Annotated in this window: 14 protein-coding genes; 11 read left to right on the plus strand and 3 right to left on the minus strand. The window is 34.5% G+C overall.

The window, feature by feature from the left end:
• Positions 1-133: 133 nt before the first annotated feature.
• The 3 genes from ABY905_RS05840 to ABY905_RS05850 form a co-directional block, all read right to left on the minus strand.
• On the minus strand, positions 134-349 hold the full coding sequence (locus tag ABY905_RS05840; protein ID WP_372641499.1) for a DUF6500 family protein: 216 nt from the start codon (positions 347-349) through the stop codon (positions 134-136).
• A gap of 168 nt (positions 350-517) precedes the next feature.
• The gene (locus ABY905_RS05845) at positions 518-1,864 is read right to left on the minus strand and encodes a hypothetical protein (protein ID WP_372641501.1); all 1,347 of its coding nucleotides are present in this window, start codon (positions 1,862-1,864) and stop codon (positions 518-520) included.
• Between the two features lie 179 nt (positions 1,865-2,043).
• Positions 2,044-3,312: an aspartate kinase gene (locus ABY905_RS05850; RefSeq protein WP_372641502.1), complete on the minus strand. Its 1,269-nt coding sequence runs from the start codon at positions 3,310-3,312 to the stop codon at positions 2,044-2,046.
• A 213-nt stretch (positions 3,313-3,525) separates the two neighbouring features.
• On the opposite strand from ABY905_RS05850, the gene fbp reads away from it, so the two are divergent.
• The 11 genes from fbp to ABY905_RS05905 all read left to right on the plus strand — a co-directional run bounded on the left by fbp (position 3,526) and on the right by ABY905_RS05905 (position 17,263).
• Positions 3,526-4,548, plus strand: a complete 1,023-nt coding sequence (gene fbp, locus ABY905_RS05855) for a class 1 fructose-bisphosphatase (protein WP_372641504.1) — start codon at positions 3,526-3,528, stop codon at positions 4,546-4,548.
• A gap of 152 nt (positions 4,549-4,700) precedes the next feature.
• Entirely contained in the window at positions 4,701-8,060 is a 3,360-nt protein-coding gene (gene mfd, locus ABY905_RS05860; protein ID WP_372641506.1) for a transcription-repair coupling factor, read from the plus strand.
• 6 nt (positions 8,061-8,066) lie between these two features.
• Positions 8,067-8,795: a type III pantothenate kinase gene (locus tag ABY905_RS05865; protein ID WP_372641508.1), complete on the plus strand. Its 729-nt coding sequence runs from the start codon at positions 8,067-8,069 to the stop codon at positions 8,793-8,795.
• Positions 8,796-9,023: 228 nt separating this feature from the next.
• Positions 9,024-10,355: a hypothetical protein gene (locus tag ABY905_RS05870; protein ID WP_372641510.1), complete on the plus strand. Its 1,332-nt coding sequence runs from the start codon at positions 9,024-9,026 to the stop codon at positions 10,353-10,355.
• 94 nt (positions 10,356-10,449) lie between these two features.
• Complete coding sequence (gene lptC, locus ABY905_RS05875; RefSeq protein ID WP_372641512.1) at positions 10,450-11,022, plus strand: LPS export ABC transporter periplasmic protein LptC; 573 nt, start codon at positions 10,450-10,452, stop codon at positions 11,020-11,022.
• 160 nt (positions 11,023-11,182) lie between these two features.
• Positions 11,183-11,389, plus strand: coding sequence for a hypothetical protein (locus ABY905_RS05880; RefSeq protein WP_372641514.1), 207 nt, complete (start codon positions 11,183-11,185; stop codon positions 11,387-11,389).
• Positions 11,389-12,648 carry a hemolysin family protein gene (locus tag ABY905_RS05885; RefSeq protein WP_372641516.1) on the plus strand — a complete coding sequence of 420 codons (1,260 nt, stop codon included), beginning with the start codon at positions 11,389-11,391 and terminating at the stop codon, positions 12,646-12,648. Before ABY905_RS05880 ends, ABY905_RS05885 begins: the two co-directional genes overlap by 1 nt.
• Before the next feature lie 272 nt (positions 12,649-12,920).
• Positions 12,921-15,044: a peptidylprolyl isomerase gene (locus tag ABY905_RS05890; RefSeq protein ID WP_372641518.1), complete on the plus strand. Its 2,124-nt coding sequence runs from the start codon at positions 12,921-12,923 to the stop codon at positions 15,042-15,044.
• Between the two features lie 218 nt (positions 15,045-15,262).
• Positions 15,263-15,628, plus strand: coding sequence for a cupin domain-containing protein (locus ABY905_RS05895; RefSeq protein ID WP_372641520.1), 366 nt, complete (start codon positions 15,263-15,265; stop codon positions 15,626-15,628).
• A gap of 71 nt (positions 15,629-15,699) precedes the next feature.
• On the plus strand, positions 15,700-16,278 hold the full coding sequence (locus tag ABY905_RS05900) for a PhnA domain-containing protein (protein ID WP_372641522.1): 579 nt from the start codon (positions 15,700-15,702) through the stop codon (positions 16,276-16,278).
• Positions 16,279-16,543: 265 nt separating this feature from the next.
• Positions 16,544-17,263: an energy transducer TonB gene (locus ABY905_RS05905; RefSeq protein WP_372641524.1), complete on the plus strand. Its 720-nt coding sequence runs from the start codon at positions 16,544-16,546 to the stop codon at positions 17,261-17,263.
• The last annotated feature ends 574 nt before the right edge of the window (positions 17,264-17,837 follow it).

Genomic DNA, 17,837 nt, shown 5'->3' on the forward strand with positions numbered 1-17,837 from the left:
ACCCGGCCACACTTAAGCATGAGGCAAATAAGAAAGATATTTAAAAAGCAGCCTTGATCTTTTTTGCTTCGTTTTTTGGATCAAGCCAAAAAATGAAGTCGGGTTTGGGCGAAGCGCCAATTTATTTAGGACGCTATTGATTTTTAATCATCTCTCTGATTTTAATCGCTTTTTCAAAGTGATCAAGTTTATGTGTAATGATCCACCATTCTGCGACTTCCATTAATAACTCCGGATTATCATTTTTATTAGCAAAGAAAGCATAAAACGAGAGTCCAACATTCTCTCCCTTTTTCTCAATCTTGTCGTTACAAATTTCAATAATCTTTTGACTAAGCGTTTTGTTCATTTTGATTGGTATAGAATTTCTTTTTTGCTCGTTGATAACGGTAAATAGTATGAGTAGTGGCAGGTTGCGTGGTACTATCCTGTCGAACCGCTATGCTGTTTGAGCGGGATGCAAACCTTAAAATTTACCACTTGCCCTGCCATTACTTATACAAAGTGTTACATGCTTTTATTTTTCTATTTCAACTGGAACTACATTCTGTGTCAGGGAATTATAAGGAAATAGCTCAGGCATATCACTATGAATGAATTCGTCCTTAAGATAACATTGTGCTACTCTATCATCAAACATTTTAGGGTTTAAAGGTTTTTTAGCATTTGGATTATGGTAAACTATTACTCCTTCGGACCATGTTTCTGGGCTATTTTCGTCCACTTGATAAGTTATCGAATGTGGAGTTGCTGCGTTAGGCGCATGATTATAATAATTACCACTTCTGATGAGAGTAAGTTCCTCACTCCCAAGTCCTGCCTGTTTACCCATTCTGTTGAATTTTGATAAAGTCCCGCATGATGAAAAAATAACTGCACTTACGTTTTCTGAATCAGGTAGAAAGAAGAATCCACTAGGTATTTTTGATCCATTTGGTTTCGTGTAGTCTCCAACTTTAACAGGCTTGATTATTAGTTCTCCTGACTCATCAAATGAATGTTCATACTTGTAACCATATAAATACTCAGATAAAGAATTTGAAGTCCATATCATAGACATAGTGTCATGAAAATCTGCAATAGCAATAACAAATGGTTTTTCTTTAACATGTTCCTTTTCCCAATACTTCTTCTTCATTTTATCAAATAAAGCACTTCCATAAAGCAAGGGTATTTCATTCTTAAGCTTATTTTCTATTTCTTTTTGACTTTTAGGCTCAGCAATATCTAAATCAGTTTTTCTACTAACAATAACTGCTTCTACTGCAATTTCTTTGTTAAGTTTTTCAATCATATAATCAGGAGCATTATAGTTCCGTTTGAATGAAAAAAACTGTTCTCTAAAAAAGCAAAATAAATATAATTCCCACACTCTAGAATCAAAACCATTAATTGATTGAAACTGGTCGATGAAATTCCCATCAATATCTTTATAGTGATATGATATCTCTTTTACGGTTTCTTTTGCAGACGATAAGGCAATGCTACTATCCAATAATTTAAAATTTGGATGTTTTTGCTTTTCATTGTCTAAATTCTGGAATAGGTCAAAAAACTTATGGCTATTATCATGGTGTACAATAGAATTACTGCTCATTTTGTCATCTATCCAAATACGAGCTTCCTTAATTGAAGAGATACTTACTTCAACAATTTCAGCACGGTACTGCTTTGACTCATCCCTAGATAAAATACAACAAGAATAATCATTATCAGTTAGGTCTAGACTTATTAAACCTAATAGTCCTCCATTTCCATTTGTATAGAATTCTAATTCGTCGGTAAAATATTGAACAAATGGTTCTCTGGTAAAAAGTAAGTAAATATCAAAGAGTTTCTTATTTATGGGCTGTGCTGTTTTCATTTAATTCTTATTATTTTGGTAAGTTGTTGTCTCGTATAATTGCATGTAACTTGTTTATAACAAGCATATATCTGTTCTTTCTAATATCCTTTAAGAAAAAGGTGTTGTAACACCACCAAAATAGGAGGGGTAGCAACACCTTAATATAATATTATCTAATTTATGAAATTATCCTTATTCTATGAGTCGCATTCGAGTACATACTGAGCTGTATCTCTACTTTTTTGTTCCAGTAGTATGCTGCGTCCCTCAGTCATCTGATTAATCGAATCGGTATCGTAATGACGAATGGTAATCAATTCCAAATTATCATTATATCTAATTTCGTAATTTTCCTTCAACGATTCTATCAGCTTGTCGATATTCTTATTGTTGTTGTCGACACAAAGAGAAAAGCTAATAGCCGAATTCTGAGTCAAGTTCACTTTTAATCGGTATTTGGCAATCAGTGAAAAAATAGGACCTAGGTTTTCTTCAATAACAAAGGAGTAATCCTTTGGACGAATCGATATCAATCTCTGATCTTTTTTCTGAATGAAAATCGGAATTTTAGCAGACTTTTCAATTGAAGCTTCACTTACAAGTGTTCCTTGATCAAAGAAGTTGATGAAAGAACGAACATACATGGGTATATTCTTTTCTCTAAGTGGCTGAATTGTTTTTGGGTGTATAACTTTTGCACCAAAAAAGGCTAATTCAATCGCCTCCTGATACGAAATACGTTTCAGTTGTTTTGCATCGGGTAACCATTTGGGGTCAGCATTCATCACCCCAGGAACATCTTTGAGAATAGAAACTTCACGAGCATCCAGAATATTAGCGAGAATAGCGGCTGTATAGTCTGAACCTTCGCGGCCTAGAGTTGTGGTTAGATTGGAACTGGTTCCTCCAATAAAACCTTGAGTAATATAAATAAAGGTATCGTGAAAATTGAAAGCAGTAGGGATTAATTGTCTTGAGAGTTCCCAATCAATTTTTGCCTCTCCAAAAGTATCATTAGTCTTTAAATATCTTCGGATATCAACCCATTGGTTTTTTACACCTTTCTGGCGAAGGTATTCAGATATAATTGTGGTCGATAAAAGTTCGCCATAGGCTACAATCTGATCGTATTCAAACTCATAATTTAGTGATGCAGGTTTTTGAAGATAGGCATTTAGTTCATTGAATAGAACATCAATTTTTTCAACAGAAAGGGTATTGTCTTTTGAGAATAGAGCTGTTATTATATCGAAATGATAGGCCTTTACCTCTTCAAATTGCTTTTGAACCAAATCATTTTTCTTGTGAAAAAAATTATCGACTATTTGTTCCAGAGCATTAGTGGTTTTCCCCATGGCAGAAACAACAATTAGGCTCTCATTCTTATATGATTGTACAATCTTAAAGAAATTTAGAACCCCTTCTGCTGAGTTTACCGAGGCTCCCCCGAATTTAAAAACATCCATGCTTATTCTTATTAAAATCTGAAAATAAAAAAAATCGATAATCATAAAAATTACCGATATATGAAAGTAGTAAATAAACTTTAGAGGGAAACTCTTCTTTTGTTTTTTTAACAAAAATCTTCGTTGCACACGTTTGAAATAAGCTTTAGGAGGTTCAATAAAATAAATTAACTTTATGGCACCAAACAAGATCATAACCAAAAGCCAAAAAAAATGACTGAACACAATAACGTTCAAACTCTGAATCAGTTCATTATTCAGCGTCAGGCTGAGTATCCGAACGCTTCAGGAGAACTATCACGTTTGCTACACCACCTTGGAATTGCATCTAAAATTGTAAACCGTGCCGTAAATAAAGCTGGTTTAGTGGATGTTTTAGGAGCCCATGGAGATCAAAATGTACAGGGTGAGGATCAACAGAAATTAGATGTTTTTGCAGATAACCATTTCATAAGTGCAATGAGAGCAAGTGGTGAATGTGCTGCAATTGCTTCTGAGGAAAATGAAGAAATTATCATCTTTGATGATGAAATGGGACGTAATGCCAAGTACGTTTTTTGTATGGATCCTCTTGATGGTTCATCAAATATTGACGTGAATGTTTCGATAGGTACAATCTTTTCCATCTACCTTCGTGTAAGTAAAAAAGGAGAATTGCCAACAAAAGAAGATTTCTTGCAAGAAGGAACCAAGCAGGTTGCTGCAGGTTATGTGATTTATGGATCATCGACTATGCTTGTTTATACAACTGGTAATGGTGTAAATGGATTTACACTCGATCCTTCAATTGGCGAGTTCTGTCTTTCGCATCCTAATATTAAGACACCTAAGAATGGAAACATCTATTCCATTAACGAAGGAAATTATATTAATCTTCCTGCAGGTGTAAAAAAGTACATTAAGTACTGTCAGGAAGATGATACAAAGACGCATCGTCCTTATACATCTCGATATATTGGATCGTTAGTAGCCGATTTTCATAGAAACTTATTAAAAGGCGGGATCTTTATTTACCCTAATACCAGCAAAAATTGTAACGGAAAGTTGCGTTTGCTTTATGAATGTAATCCTATTGCATTCATTGCTGAACAGGCTGGTGGTAAAGCCACAGATGGGACTGGTCGTATTTTAAAGATCAAACCTGAGTCTATTCATCAGCGTGTTCCTTTTTACACAGGATCTCTTAATATGGTGAAGAAGGCTGAAGATTTTTTAGACTTTTTTAATAATATCTAATACTTTTTAGATTGAAAAAATAGAGAAAGCAGAGCAAATTTATTGCTCTGCTTTTTTTGTCTGGTAGACCTGCTTGTTCTATAAATTTGATACAATTATCTATTCCCAAACAATTTCCTTAAATTTGTGAGCATTACAAAAAAGGAGAGACATTGGAATTAAATCAGATTGTTAACTTATTTAATGAGCATCCCGCTCGTTATACTATACAGAAATTTTTAGAACAGGAATCTCAAAGTAAGCTTCATATAAAGGGCTTGCAAGGTTCATCTTTGGCAGTTTTAGCCGCTTCATTACCTAACGAGAATAGAACTCAAGTCTTTGTCCTGAATGATAAAGAAGAGGCGGCCTATTTCTATAATGATCTGTGTACTCTGATTGATGATAAACAAGTCTTATATTTTCCATCATCTTTTAAGCGATCGGCTCAATACGAGACGACTGATAATTCGAATGTAATTCTTCGTGCTGAGGTTTTAAATCGTCTGCTTTCTAATCTGAATCCAAGTTATATAGTTACTTTCCCTGAGGCTATCGCCGAAAAGGTGATTAGTCCAGCTCAGTTGGAGGAAAATACACTGAAGATTTCAGTTGGAGAGAGATTGTCTCCTGAGTTTATTGAAGAGGTTTTGGTTGATTACAAATTTGAGAGAGCTGACTTTGTCGTTGGACCAGGACAATATTCTATCCGTGGTTCTATTATCGATATTTTCTCTTTTTCGGATGAATACCCATATCGTATTGATTTTTTTGGAGAGGAAGTGGATTCAATTCGCTTGTTCGATGTAGAGAATCAGTTATCAAAAGAGAAGAAAACTACGGTTGATATCATTCCTAATATTCAAGAGAATTTGAATGACGAGGCTCGAATTTCTTTCTTCAAATTCTTACCTAAGAGTTCTATTTGTTGGATTAAGAATGTTGCTTTTATTGCAGACAGAATCAATTCGATCTTTGCAAAGACAATTGAGAAGAAAGCTTATATTGAGTTTGGCGAGGATAGAATTGCCGCTCAAGATTATTTAATTCAGGGGCCTGATTTCATCGATCAGGTTAATGCTTTTACAGGTTTGGAATTTGGACAGAAATTTTATTTTCCGGCCGAAAATATGATTCAATTCAACCAAAGTCCACAGCCCGCTTTCAATAAGAATTTTGATTTGCTAGGTCAGGAATTATTAAATAATAATGCCAAAGCTTTTGAGAATTACATCTTTTCTGATAATCCTAAGCAGATAGAACGTATTCATAGTATTTTTGAGGATAAAGGTATTCAAGTCATTTTTACTGATTTGAATCGAACTTTGCATCAGGGTTTTTCGGATTCTGATCTTAGGATAGCTTGCTATACCGATCATCAAATTTTTGACAGACATCATAAGTTCAAATTAAAAAATGCAACGGTTCATAAAGCCAAAGAAACCGTTACCTTAAAAGAAATCAATCGACTTCATCCAGGCGATTTTATTGTGCACTCCGATCATGGTATTGGCCGTTTTGGGGGTTTGCAGCGTATGGAAACAAATGGGAAATCACAGGAAGTGATTCGTTTAGTGTATAAGGATGATGATATTCTTTTTGTGAGTCTTCAATCTCTTCATAAAATATCAAAGTATAAAGGTAAAGATGGTAGTACCCCCAAAATATATAAACTAGGTACAGGTGCTTGGCAAAAGCTCAAAGATAAAACTAAGACCAAGATTAAGGATATTGCCAAGGATTTAATTCTTCTTTATTCGAAGCGTAAAGCAGAGACTGGTTTTCAATTCAGTCCTGATAGTTATATGCAGCATGAACTTGAGGCTTCTTTTATATATGAGGATACGCCTGATCAGGTTAAGGCAACAAAATCGGTTAAAGAAGGTATGGAATCGCCATTCCCTATGGATAGATTGGTTTGTGGCGATGTTGGTTTTGGGAAAACGGAGATTGCTATACGTGCCGCATTCAAAGCTGTTGCTGATAATAAGCAGGTTGCTATTCTTGTGCCAACAACCATTCTGGCATTTCAACACTTTAAAACTTTTAGCGATCGATTGAAGGATTTTCCTTGTCGAATTGATTATATCTCTCGAATGAGAAGACCTAAGGATCAGAAAGAGATTCTTAAGGATTTAAAGGCAGGTAAAATTGATATTTTAATTGGAACGCATCGAATTATTGGTAAGGATATCCAGTTTAAGGATATGGGCTTATTGATAGTTGATGAGGAGCAGAAGTTTGGGGTTTCAGTAAAGGAGAAGTTGAAACAAATGAAAGTTAATGTGGATACTTTAACATTAACGGCAACACCTATTCCACGTACGCTTCAGTTTTCGCTGATGGGGGCTCGTGACTTATCTATTATTAATACGCCTCCACCAAACCGCTACCCTATTGCCACTGAAATTCATAATTTTAACGAAGATATCATTCGAGAAGCCATTACTTACGAGGTTGAGCGAAATGGTCAAGTCTTTTTTATTCATAATAGGGTTCAGAATATTCATGAGGTGGAAGCCATGTTGCATCGCGTGGTTCCTGGTATTTCAACCATTGTGGCTCATGGGCAGATGGATGGTCCGAAATTGGAAAAGATTATGCTTGAGTTTATTCGAGGTGATTACGATGTATTAATCGCGACGACAATTATTGAATCGGGTCTTGATATTCCAAATGCGAATACCATTATAATTAATAATGGACAGAATTTTGGATTGAGTGAATTGCATCAGTTACGTGGTCGTGTTGGTCGATCAAATAAAAAAGCGTTTTGTTATTTACTGACTCCACCAATGGGGTCGATGACTCAAGAGGCACGCCAACGTTTGAGTGCTATTGAGAGTTTTTCTGAGCTGGGAAGTGGTTTTAATATCGCTATGCAAGATTTGGATATTCGTGGAGCTGGTAATCTTTTGGGTGGAGAACAAAGTGGTTTTATCTCTGATATTGGTTACGAAACTTATCAGCGAATTCTTAATGAGGCTATCCTTGAACTTAAGGAAACGGAGTTTAAAGATGTATTTGAAGAAGAAAAAGCTCAAGAAGTCGGTGAAATAAAACGTTTTATTGCAGATTGTCAGATTGATACTGATTTGGAAGTTTTATTCCCCGAGTCTTATATAGAAAGCATATCTGAGCGTATTCGTTTGTATCGCGAGTTGGATAATATTCAAAGCGAAGAAGAAATTGAAACTTTTGCAATTCAACTAAAAGATAGATTTGGTGAAATACCCGAAGCATCTATTGAGTTGCTTAATGTTGTTCGATTAAGATGGTTTGCTCTGGATTTAGGTATTGAGAAGTTGATTCTTAAATCGAAGAAAATGGTGCTATATTTCGTGAACGACCATCAGTCAGCCTATTATCAGTCTCCACAGTTTTCAAAAGTACTTGCTTTTGTGCAATCACAAGCTTTGCCTTGTAAAATGAAGGAAGCGAAACATAGATTGAGTTTGAGTTTTGAGAACGTAAAAAGCATTAAACATGCAACGGAGGTTTTGTCCACATTTTCAGAACCAGTAACTTTGTAAGAAGATATGAATTTAATTATCGACATAGGAAACACGCAAACGAAATATGCACTCTTTCATAATGAAGAGATGCTTGAATTTTGTGTGTCTCAAGTTCCGGATATCACTTTGGTTGAAGAATGGCAAAATAAATATACAAGATTGAGTGCGGCTATTGTATCCTCAGTTCAGGGGAAACCTGATGACCTTCTTGATGTTTTGAGATCCAAATTTTCTAGATTGATTTTTTTCGACCGGAATACACCAACCCCTTTGGAAAATCTTTATGAGTCAAAAGAAACGTTAGGGTATGATCGCTTAGCTGCTTGTGTGGGGGCTAATGCAATATGTCCTAATGTGAATCTCTTAGTAATTGATGCAGGTACAGCAATTACTTTCGATTTTGTTAGTGCTGAAAATCAATATTTAGGAGGAACAATCTCACCAGGTTTGAGTATGAGATTTAAGGCCTTGAATACATTTACAAAGAAATTACCCTTGCTTGAAAAATCTGACTCATTTGATTTAATAGGGAAGAATACAACACAAGCGATTACCTCGGGAGTTCAGAATAGTATGCTTTTTGAAATAGATACTTATATCAATCAGCTAAAAGAAAGATGCCCCGATGCCAGAATATTTCTAACAGGAGGCGATTCGGATTTTATATATTCGAAATTGAAAAATAAGGTGTCTTTGAATAATGGCCTTTTATTGAGTGGGTTAAATTCTATTCTTAATTATAATAAGTCCTAATATCGAGATTATTCCATAAGGTTTTGCAGCTTGTTAATTTATTTATAGTTTTGCACTTGTCAGAATTTTGAGATCTCTAGGCTTTCAGTTGTATTATCTTCTGTTAAGCTTTTTTAACTTATAGATATTGAAAATGGTATAAGCTTTGCCATGAGATTAATTATATTTAAAAAAACATTAAGGTATTTCGTTGACACAATAACTAACTAGATTATAAAATATAGTATCATGAAAACTAGACTTACAATCCTAACAGCTCTCTTATTACTTTCGACGATGTTCGGGGTAAACGCTCAGACCAAAGAGTCAAAGTATGGTGTGGATAGTGCAAAAACAATTTTGAGTGCCTCTCTTTATGGTGAGATGGTAAAACAAAAGAATTATAAAGAAGCTCTTCCAGGTTGGAGATATGTCTTTAATAATGCACCTAAATTTCAAAGATCTACATACACAAATGGTGTGAAAATCATGCGTGGTATGTACTATGCGACTAAGGATAAAAAATATGTTGATACTTTGATGATGGTTTACGATCAGAGAATTAAATATTTTGGAACTCACAAAACATATAATGAAGGTTGGATTCTAGGACGTAAAGGTGGCGACCTATTTAATTTCATGAAAAAAGATATGTCTAAAGTAAAAGAGGCTTATAATATCATGAAGAAGTCTATTGCTATGCGAGGTATAGATGCTGAAGCTGCAGTTGTTAATAAAACAATGGAAGCTGGTAAGCTTTTAGTTATGGCTGGAGAGTTGGCTCCTGAATTAGTAATCGACGATTACTTAGCATTTATGGATCTTTTGAAAGCTCAAATGGAGAAGTATCCTAAGAAAGCATCAAATATTAAGGGTGCAATTGTAAATGTAGAGAATGATTTCTTTGCTGCTGGTGTAGCTGACTGTGAAACTTTAAGTAGTATTTTCACTCCTAAGTTCGAAGCTAATCCTAAGGATATGGTTTTGATCAACAAGATTATGAAGATGTTGAACCGTCAGGAATGTGAAGATGGTGCTTTGTATGCAAAAGTAGCTGAGCAAAAATACAAGCTTGAGCCTAGTGCTGATGCCGCTCACAACTTAGCTAAAATGTTTATTAAGAAAAAGCAATTCTCTAAGAGTAAGGAATATATTGTGAAATCTATTAGTTTAGAAGAGGATGCTGAAGTAAAAGCTGATCTTCATTTCAAATTAGGAAGTATCCTAATTATGGAGCACGATCTTGTTGGTTCTAAAAAGAATGCTTTAGCTGCTATTCAGAATAAGCCAAATTGGGGACAGCCTTACCTATTGATTGGTAAATGTTATGCTGCAGGAAGTAAAGATTTCCCTGGAAAAGCACATGAGAAGCAAGCTTTATATTGGGTAGCCGTTGATAAGTTTATGAAAGCTAAAAGCGTAGATCCTGAATGTTCTAATGAAGCTAATAAGTTGATTCAGACTTATTCTAAGTATTTCCCAGCTAAAGAAGAAGCATTTATGCAAGGTCTTAAAGAAGGTGAAACTTACAAAGTAGGTGGTTGGGTTAATGAAACAACTAAAATTAGACTAAACGATTAATCAATTGAAACGAGTCATGTATTAAGTTTCAGTAATATGAAGTCTAATTATAATGGCGACTTCCATGTGGCAAAAGACATGAAATTATAGACACATGAAAAAAACGATTAAAATAGATCTTATATATAAAAGCATTGTTGCCCTAATGGGGGCGACAATGCTTTTGTCTTGTGAAAACAATATCAAAGAAGTTGAAAGCATAACGGTTGAAGAAATTCGACCAGAAGTTTATGGTGAAAATGTCGAATTCATCTTTACAGATTCAACTCGAATTCAGTATAAGGCATATGCTATTGAATTTTTGGAGATCAAAACCGAAGAAGAAGTTTATAAAGAATTTCCTAAAGGAGGTAATGTCATTTCCTATAACGAAGATGGTTCTCAAGCTTGGAATATAAAAGCTAATTATGCGAAATTTATAGATGAAGAACAGCTTTGGGAACTTCGTAACGATGTTGTTGCTGTTAGCGATGATGGCAAAACCATAAATACTGAACTCCTGTATTGGGATCAGAAAAATCAAAAAATTTATTCTGACCAATATGTTCGAATCACGAAGAAAGATGGTCAAATGATAGAGGGAGATAGTTTTACTTCAGATGACAAATTAAATAAAATATTATTGAGTCGAGTTAGTGGCGAAGTTTTTCTCGAAGACAGTAATTAAAAAAAATAGAAGCCTCAGTTGAGCTTTATAAAATTACTTACAGATAAGATGTAAGTAATTTTTTTTTGTTCAGAGGTTTTTATTTTAGATCAAAATCTCCATCTTTAAATGTACTTTCGCAGGGTCGATAAACGAGTACCTTAAAAGCTTAAATAAAAAGATGAAAAAGAAATTACCTTTCCTTTTAGAAATTATCTGGTTACTGGTTGCTATTTTTAGTATCCTGTTTGCTATTGTAAGAACTTACAATTTTGGTTTTAAAGAAAATATCATGTTGTATGTTGTTGCAATGCTTGCATGTTTAATGTATGGGTCTCGTCGATATCTACGAAAAACGAGAGAAGGCATAAATCAAGATAGAAAATAATGAACAACCTCCTTATTATTCTAGCCATGTTGGCTCTTTCTGCATTTTTCTCAGGTATGGAAATTGCTTTTGTTGCTGCCAATAAGTTGAGAATGGAACTTGATAGGAGTAAGAATACGGTGACCTCTAGAATCATCAATATTTTTACGAGTAATCCGAGTCATTATATTTCTACTATGCTGGTTGGGAATAATATTGCCTTGGTTGTTTATGGTATCATGATGGCAAAGATTCTTGAACCAACAATAGCCCTGTGGGTCGAATCAGAGTTGCTAATTATGACGATTCAGACTCTCTTCTCAACGCTTTTGATTCTTTTTACTGCTGAGTTTTTACCGAAAACACTTTTCAGATTGAACCCTAACTTCTCTCTGAATTTTTTTGCTGTGCCAGTTATGTTTTTTTATATCATTTTTTATCCAATTACAGTGGTGACAATGATGTTTTCTAAGAGTATAATTAGTCGAATTTTAAATACTGATATTACCGAAGAGGTGGAATCTCGTGCTTTTGGTAAAGTTGATTTAGATCATTTGATTCAGGAGGGGCAGGATAGACAGGCAGTAATGGAAGATGAGGAACACAATATGAAACTGTTCAGAAATGCATTGGATTTCTCTAATGTGAAATTGCGCGAATGTTTCGTACCTCGAACTGAAATTGAAGCGATGGAGATCGGTGGCGAAATTCAAGAATTGACACAGCGATTTATTGAAACAGGATATTCTCGTATCATGATTTATAAAGAATCTATCGATAATATCATTGGCTATGTGCATTCGTCAGTACTTTTTAGAAATCCACAGAGTATAAAAGCAGCATTAAGTCGTGTTTTAATTGTGCCAGAAACTATGGCTGCTCATAAATTATTGAATCTATTTACCCGTGAACAAAAAAGTGTGGCTATTGTTGTTGATGAATTTGGAGGGACAGCGGGTATGGTGACTATTGAGGATATTATGGAGGAGATATTTGGTGAAATTGAAGATGAGCACGACAATATTGATCTGGTTGAAGAACAGTTGAGTGAAACTGAATTTATTTTTTCTGGAAGAATTGAGATTGATTATCTGAATGATAAGTATAAACTAGATCTTCCCGAGTCAGATGATTTTGAAACTTTGAATGGTTTAATCATTTTTAATCATGAAAGCATCCCAAGTGTTAATGAAATTATCAGAATTGAAGATTTTAAAATTCAAATCATTGAAGTTTCTAATACACGTATCGATAAAGTAAAACTTACCCTTATTTCATGAGGCACCAATTTTTTTTAGATCTAAATTTGGTTTTGATCCATTAAAATGATGCTATTTACAGATAGTCTCTTGTCATAATATCTCCTCTAAGTTTGAATTTTCTTATTCATTATTAGAATAACACCCTTCAGATTTATCGTCTTATTTACTAATAGTTAATTGGTTCGATATTTATCGATAAAAAGCCTAAAAGCTCTTAGAGTAAAAGCCTTGTTCTTATTCATTTTTTTGTATATTCGTAGCCTATTTTAAGAATAATTAAATCCTTTTAGATGGCAACATTACAGAAAATAAGAAACCGCGGAGTTTTTATCGGAATTATCATTGGTGGAGCCTTGTTGGCATTTATAGCCGGTGATGCCTTAAAATCGGGTGGTTCTCTTTTGACAAACTCACGAAATGAGATGGCGGAAATTGCAGGGGAATCTGTGAATATTCGTGATTTCCAAAACAGATTCAACCACAATCTTGAGGTGACCAAATTAATGAGTGGGCAAAACTCAATTCCCTCAGACCAGATGGATAAGATTAGAGAGCAAGTTTGGCAACAAATGGTTCAAGAGATCGTAATGAATCGTGAGTACGATGAGTTAGGGATTAGCTTAACTTCTCAGGAATTATGGGATATGGTTAGTGGTAATAATATTGACCCAACTATCCGTCAGTTGTTTACAGGTGAGGATGGACAATTTGACAAAAACAATGTGGTTAGAACGCTTAAGCAATTGATTTCTGCTCCTGATGGAACACCTCAAAAAGCTTACTGGTTGAATATCGAAGAGCAGCTTATTGCACAGAGAACATTGGCTAAGTACAATGCTTTGATCGCAAAAGGTCTTTATATTCCTTCTGCTTATGCAAAAAACATGGCAGGTAACGGTTCTAAGAAAGTAAGCTTCGACTATGTAGTGAAAAGTTATAATTCTATTTCTGATTCAACGGTTAACGTAACTGCTGAAGAGATTAAGGCTTATTATAACGAAAACAAAGAGCTTTTCAAGCAAGACGAGTCAAGAAAGATTGAATACGTTCCTTTCAATATTGAACCATCAACTGATGATTTCAAATATACTGAGAAATGGATTGCTGATATGAAAGCAGATTTTACTGCTGAAGAAAACGTAGCTCAATTCCTAGAGTTAAACTCTGATTCAAAACTTAATACTTATTACTTTGCAAAGGATGAGAATTCAAACAAAGAGCTTGATTCTTTCATGTTTGCAGGTAGTAAAGGTGATGTTTTCGGACCTTACGATGAAAAAGATGCATATAAATTAGCAAAGATTTCTGACATTAAAATGATGGCAGACTCTGTGAAAGCTCGTCATATTTTAATTCGTCCAGTTAATGGTGATTTCAAAGCTGCTGAAGCTAAAGCTGACAGTTTGAAGCAATTATTAAATAAGGGTGTTAAATTTGCTGAATTGGCTAAGACGAATTCTGATGATCAAGGTTCTGCTGTAAATGGTGGTGATCTTGGTTGGTTTACTCAAGGACGTATGGTTCCTGAGTTTAATAATGCAGCTTTCTCTTCAAAGAGAAATGAAATTAAGATTGTAACAACTCAGTTTGGTGCTCACCTTATTCAGGTTGTAGACTTGAGTAAGGCAGTTAAGAAGGTTCAGGTTGCTGTTCTTGATCGTAAGGTTGAAGCTAGCCAGAAAACATTCCAGGCAGCTTATGCAGCGGCTCGTAAATTTGCTGGTGAGAATCAAGATAGAGATGCTTTCTTCAAAGCTATTTCAGAGCAAAACTTAACTCGTCGTGTTGCTAATCTTAAAAAAGATACAAAATTGATTCCTGGTCTTGAAAGCTCAAGAGAGTTAGTTCGTGTAGCTTACAATACTGATAATACAGAATCTGTTCTTTTGAACAATGATAATTCTGCAGTATTCGAGTTTGGTGAAAAATTTGTAGTTGCTATCCTTTCAGATATCAAAGAAGAAGGATTTGCTTCTATAAAAGATGTTCAAGCAACTATCCAAAGAGAAGTTAGAAAGAATAAGAAAGCTGATATGATGATCGCTTCTATGGCTAAGAATTCTAAAAGCGCTCAGTCTTTGTTATCTGTCGCTCAAAAAGAAAGTTTAGAAGTGAAGAATGCTGCTGATGTTTCATTCCAGTCATTCCAGATTCCTGGTGCGGGTATCGAGCCAAATGTAATTGCTTATGCAAGTAATACTGAAAAAGGCAAAATTTCGGCTCCTATTAAAGGTAATCAAGGTGTTTATATGATTCTTGTAAATGATGTGAAAGAAGATGCACTTACTGAAGATGCTATTGACGTATTCAAGTCACGTATGAACCAAAACTACCAGTATCGCACAAGCTATCAGTCAATGCAAGTTCTTAGAGAAAATGCAAATATTGATGATAAGCGTTACAAATTCTATTAGTAGATAAAGATGTTATTGGGGTTTAACCCTTTATGTCTAGATGATATAAGAGCGAGATGGGAAACTATCTCGCTTTCTTTGTCTATTAGAATTTGTTATTTAGGGCATAATATTCGAGAATAATAATTCGGTTAGATTTGTTACTTTTGCCTTAATTTAGAGCTTGTGCTTAAGCTAATTGTTTTCATCATCATTCTAATTAATAAGATTACCTACCTATGCATTTACAAGCGTATTTAAGTAATGTAAACGATTATTTTTCTCCTGAGGTGATAGGTGAAGTAAATGATGTGTACGTAAAAGTGGCCAAAATTAAAGGTGATAAGGTGCCCTGGCATCTTCATACCAATGAAGATGAGCTTTTTTATATCATCTCAGGAACACTCTTGATGGAAATTGAAGGTGAAGCTGGTTTTGATATGAATGCAGGTGATATCCATATTGTTAAAAGAGGTATCAATCACCGTGTTTCTTCAACAGGTGAATGTCAGATAATGCTGATTGAGAATAAAGCGACAGCACATACTGGAGATGTTGTGTCAGAGATTACAAAACCAATTGATCAGCAGCTAAAATCGGAGTAAGCTAAAGAAAGGATGCTTTTTCAGTTAGAGATAGCATATTAGAATAATATAATTAATTAGACAATTAGAATATGAGTGTTTTAAAGGAATTACAAGCAAGAAGTGGGTCGGTTTGCGAACTATGTGCTGCTACAGATAATTTAAATGTATACGAAGTGCCACCAGTAGCAAAAGAGGGAAGTGACAAGTGCTTATTGCTTTGTTCAACTTGCTCTGAGCAATTAGAGAATCCAGATAAAGTAGATACTAACCACTGGAGATGTTTGAATGATAGCATGTGGAGTGAAGTCTCAGCTGTGCAGGTAATGGCATGGCGTATGTTGAATAGATTAAAAGCCGAAGGATGGCCACAGGATTTATTGGATATGCTATATTTAGATGAAGACACTATGACTTGGGCTCAGGCTACTGGAGAAGGTGAGGATGATGAAGATAAAGTTATACACAAGGATAGTAATGGCGTTGTTCTTCAATCAGGTGATTCAGTTGTTTTGATTAAAGATTTAAACGTAAAAGGTGGTGGGTTCACGGCTAAACGTGGCACACATGTTCGAAATATTTCATTGGATTACGAAAATGCTGAGCATATCGAAGGTCGAGTAAGCGATCAGATGATTGTAATTTTGACTCAATATGTGAAGAAGGCTTAAGTTTAATTGAACTTAAATATATTTGAAGCGAGATGGGAAACTGTTTCGCTTTTTTTTTAAGAATGTTGATGTGGGAACATCTAAGTTCAGTATTGGGAATTTTTATTTAGTAGATTTGACTCAAGAAGGATTTCTATGCTTTATTAGTTTTTTAATTTAGGAATAATGATTATTTTACTTTTCAGTGTGTTTTAAAATTACAGAGTGTGTCAATCTTTTGATTCATTCTAGTTAATTAGAAATGAATAGTTAAATCAACGGATAGATGAATAAAGTTATTTTTATATTTATTATAAATCTGATAGGGTTTCAGCTTTTTGCGCAAAATGCCACTATTGATACTATCGCGAAAGAAGATGCTCGTATTCCTGCTGCAATGAAATATGGAAATTTGATTATTCAAACCATTCCTTCAACTGTGATGGTTGAAATTCCAAAGTTGGGAGTAAATGAAGAGAAAAATCAAGATTCATTGATTCTGGAGGAGATTTATACTGGTCTGTACGATCTTTCTTTCAGGTTTAAAAATGAAACATTTACATGTTTTGTTGAAGTTTTAGATGAAAAAACTGTCCATATATTAGTTGATGTGAAAGAGAAGAGCTTTGAGACTAACATAATTGTTTACAATTCTCAATTGTCAGATGTTATACCTGTTGATATAAATCAGGTTTATGTTATGGTAGAGGAGATGCCTGAATTTCCAGGTGGAATTCTAGAACTTCGAAGATGGATCAAATCAAATGTAAAGTATCCTGAGAGTTCTCGGAAGAAAGGGATAACAGGAAGAGTATATATTGGCTTTGTAATAAATAGAGAAGGAAAAGTAGAAGATGGTAAAGTTTTAGGATCCATAGATCCTGCTCTTGATCGGGAAGCTCTTAGGGTGGTTAATAATATGCCTGATTGGAAGCCTGGAAAGCAGAGGGGGGAGTCTGTGAAGGTGTCTTACACATTTCCTATCAATTTTTTTCTTCATAAGTAGTATCATAGGCAGTTCCCCACCAAGCAGAGGTCGTAGTTCCTTCAATAGCTGTTTCAACTAGTTTGTCAAGTTCTATAGTCTTATAGACCCTAGGTCTTTTATAGACTATATCCAATTGTAGCGCAATAAATCTACTTACAAATGAAAAATAATCACAAGGATGTCAGATTTAATTGCTTCTATTAGTAAATCAGACATGTTACTTGCTGAAATGTTGTTTTTAGAACTTGAATGCCTAGTTTTTAGATAAACAAGGCTTCTTCTAAGGTGTAACAGGCTGTCAATTCTCTTTCTTAGATTTTGATAAGTGCATGCTATAATCTAAACGTTGTAAAAATTATTTTTAACTAGTGAAATTCTGATATAAATTATAGTTCTAGATTTTTTAATGCAGATTATTAGCTAGTTAAGATTTGATTGTGAAAAACTTTAAAAAACCATTAGGAAAGTTGGTAATATAAAGTCTATATTTGCACTCGCTTTAAGAGATAGGCGTAGATCTTTGAACCGTTTGTAATGCTTGTAAACATTGGGTTATCCCGATAAAAAACAATTAAAAAATAAACGAAAAAAG

The sequence above is a fragment of the Ancylomarina sp. genome (genome assembly GCF_041555295.1).
Taxonomy (GTDB): domain Bacteria; phylum Bacteroidota; class Bacteroidia; order Bacteroidales; family Marinifilaceae; genus Ancylomarina.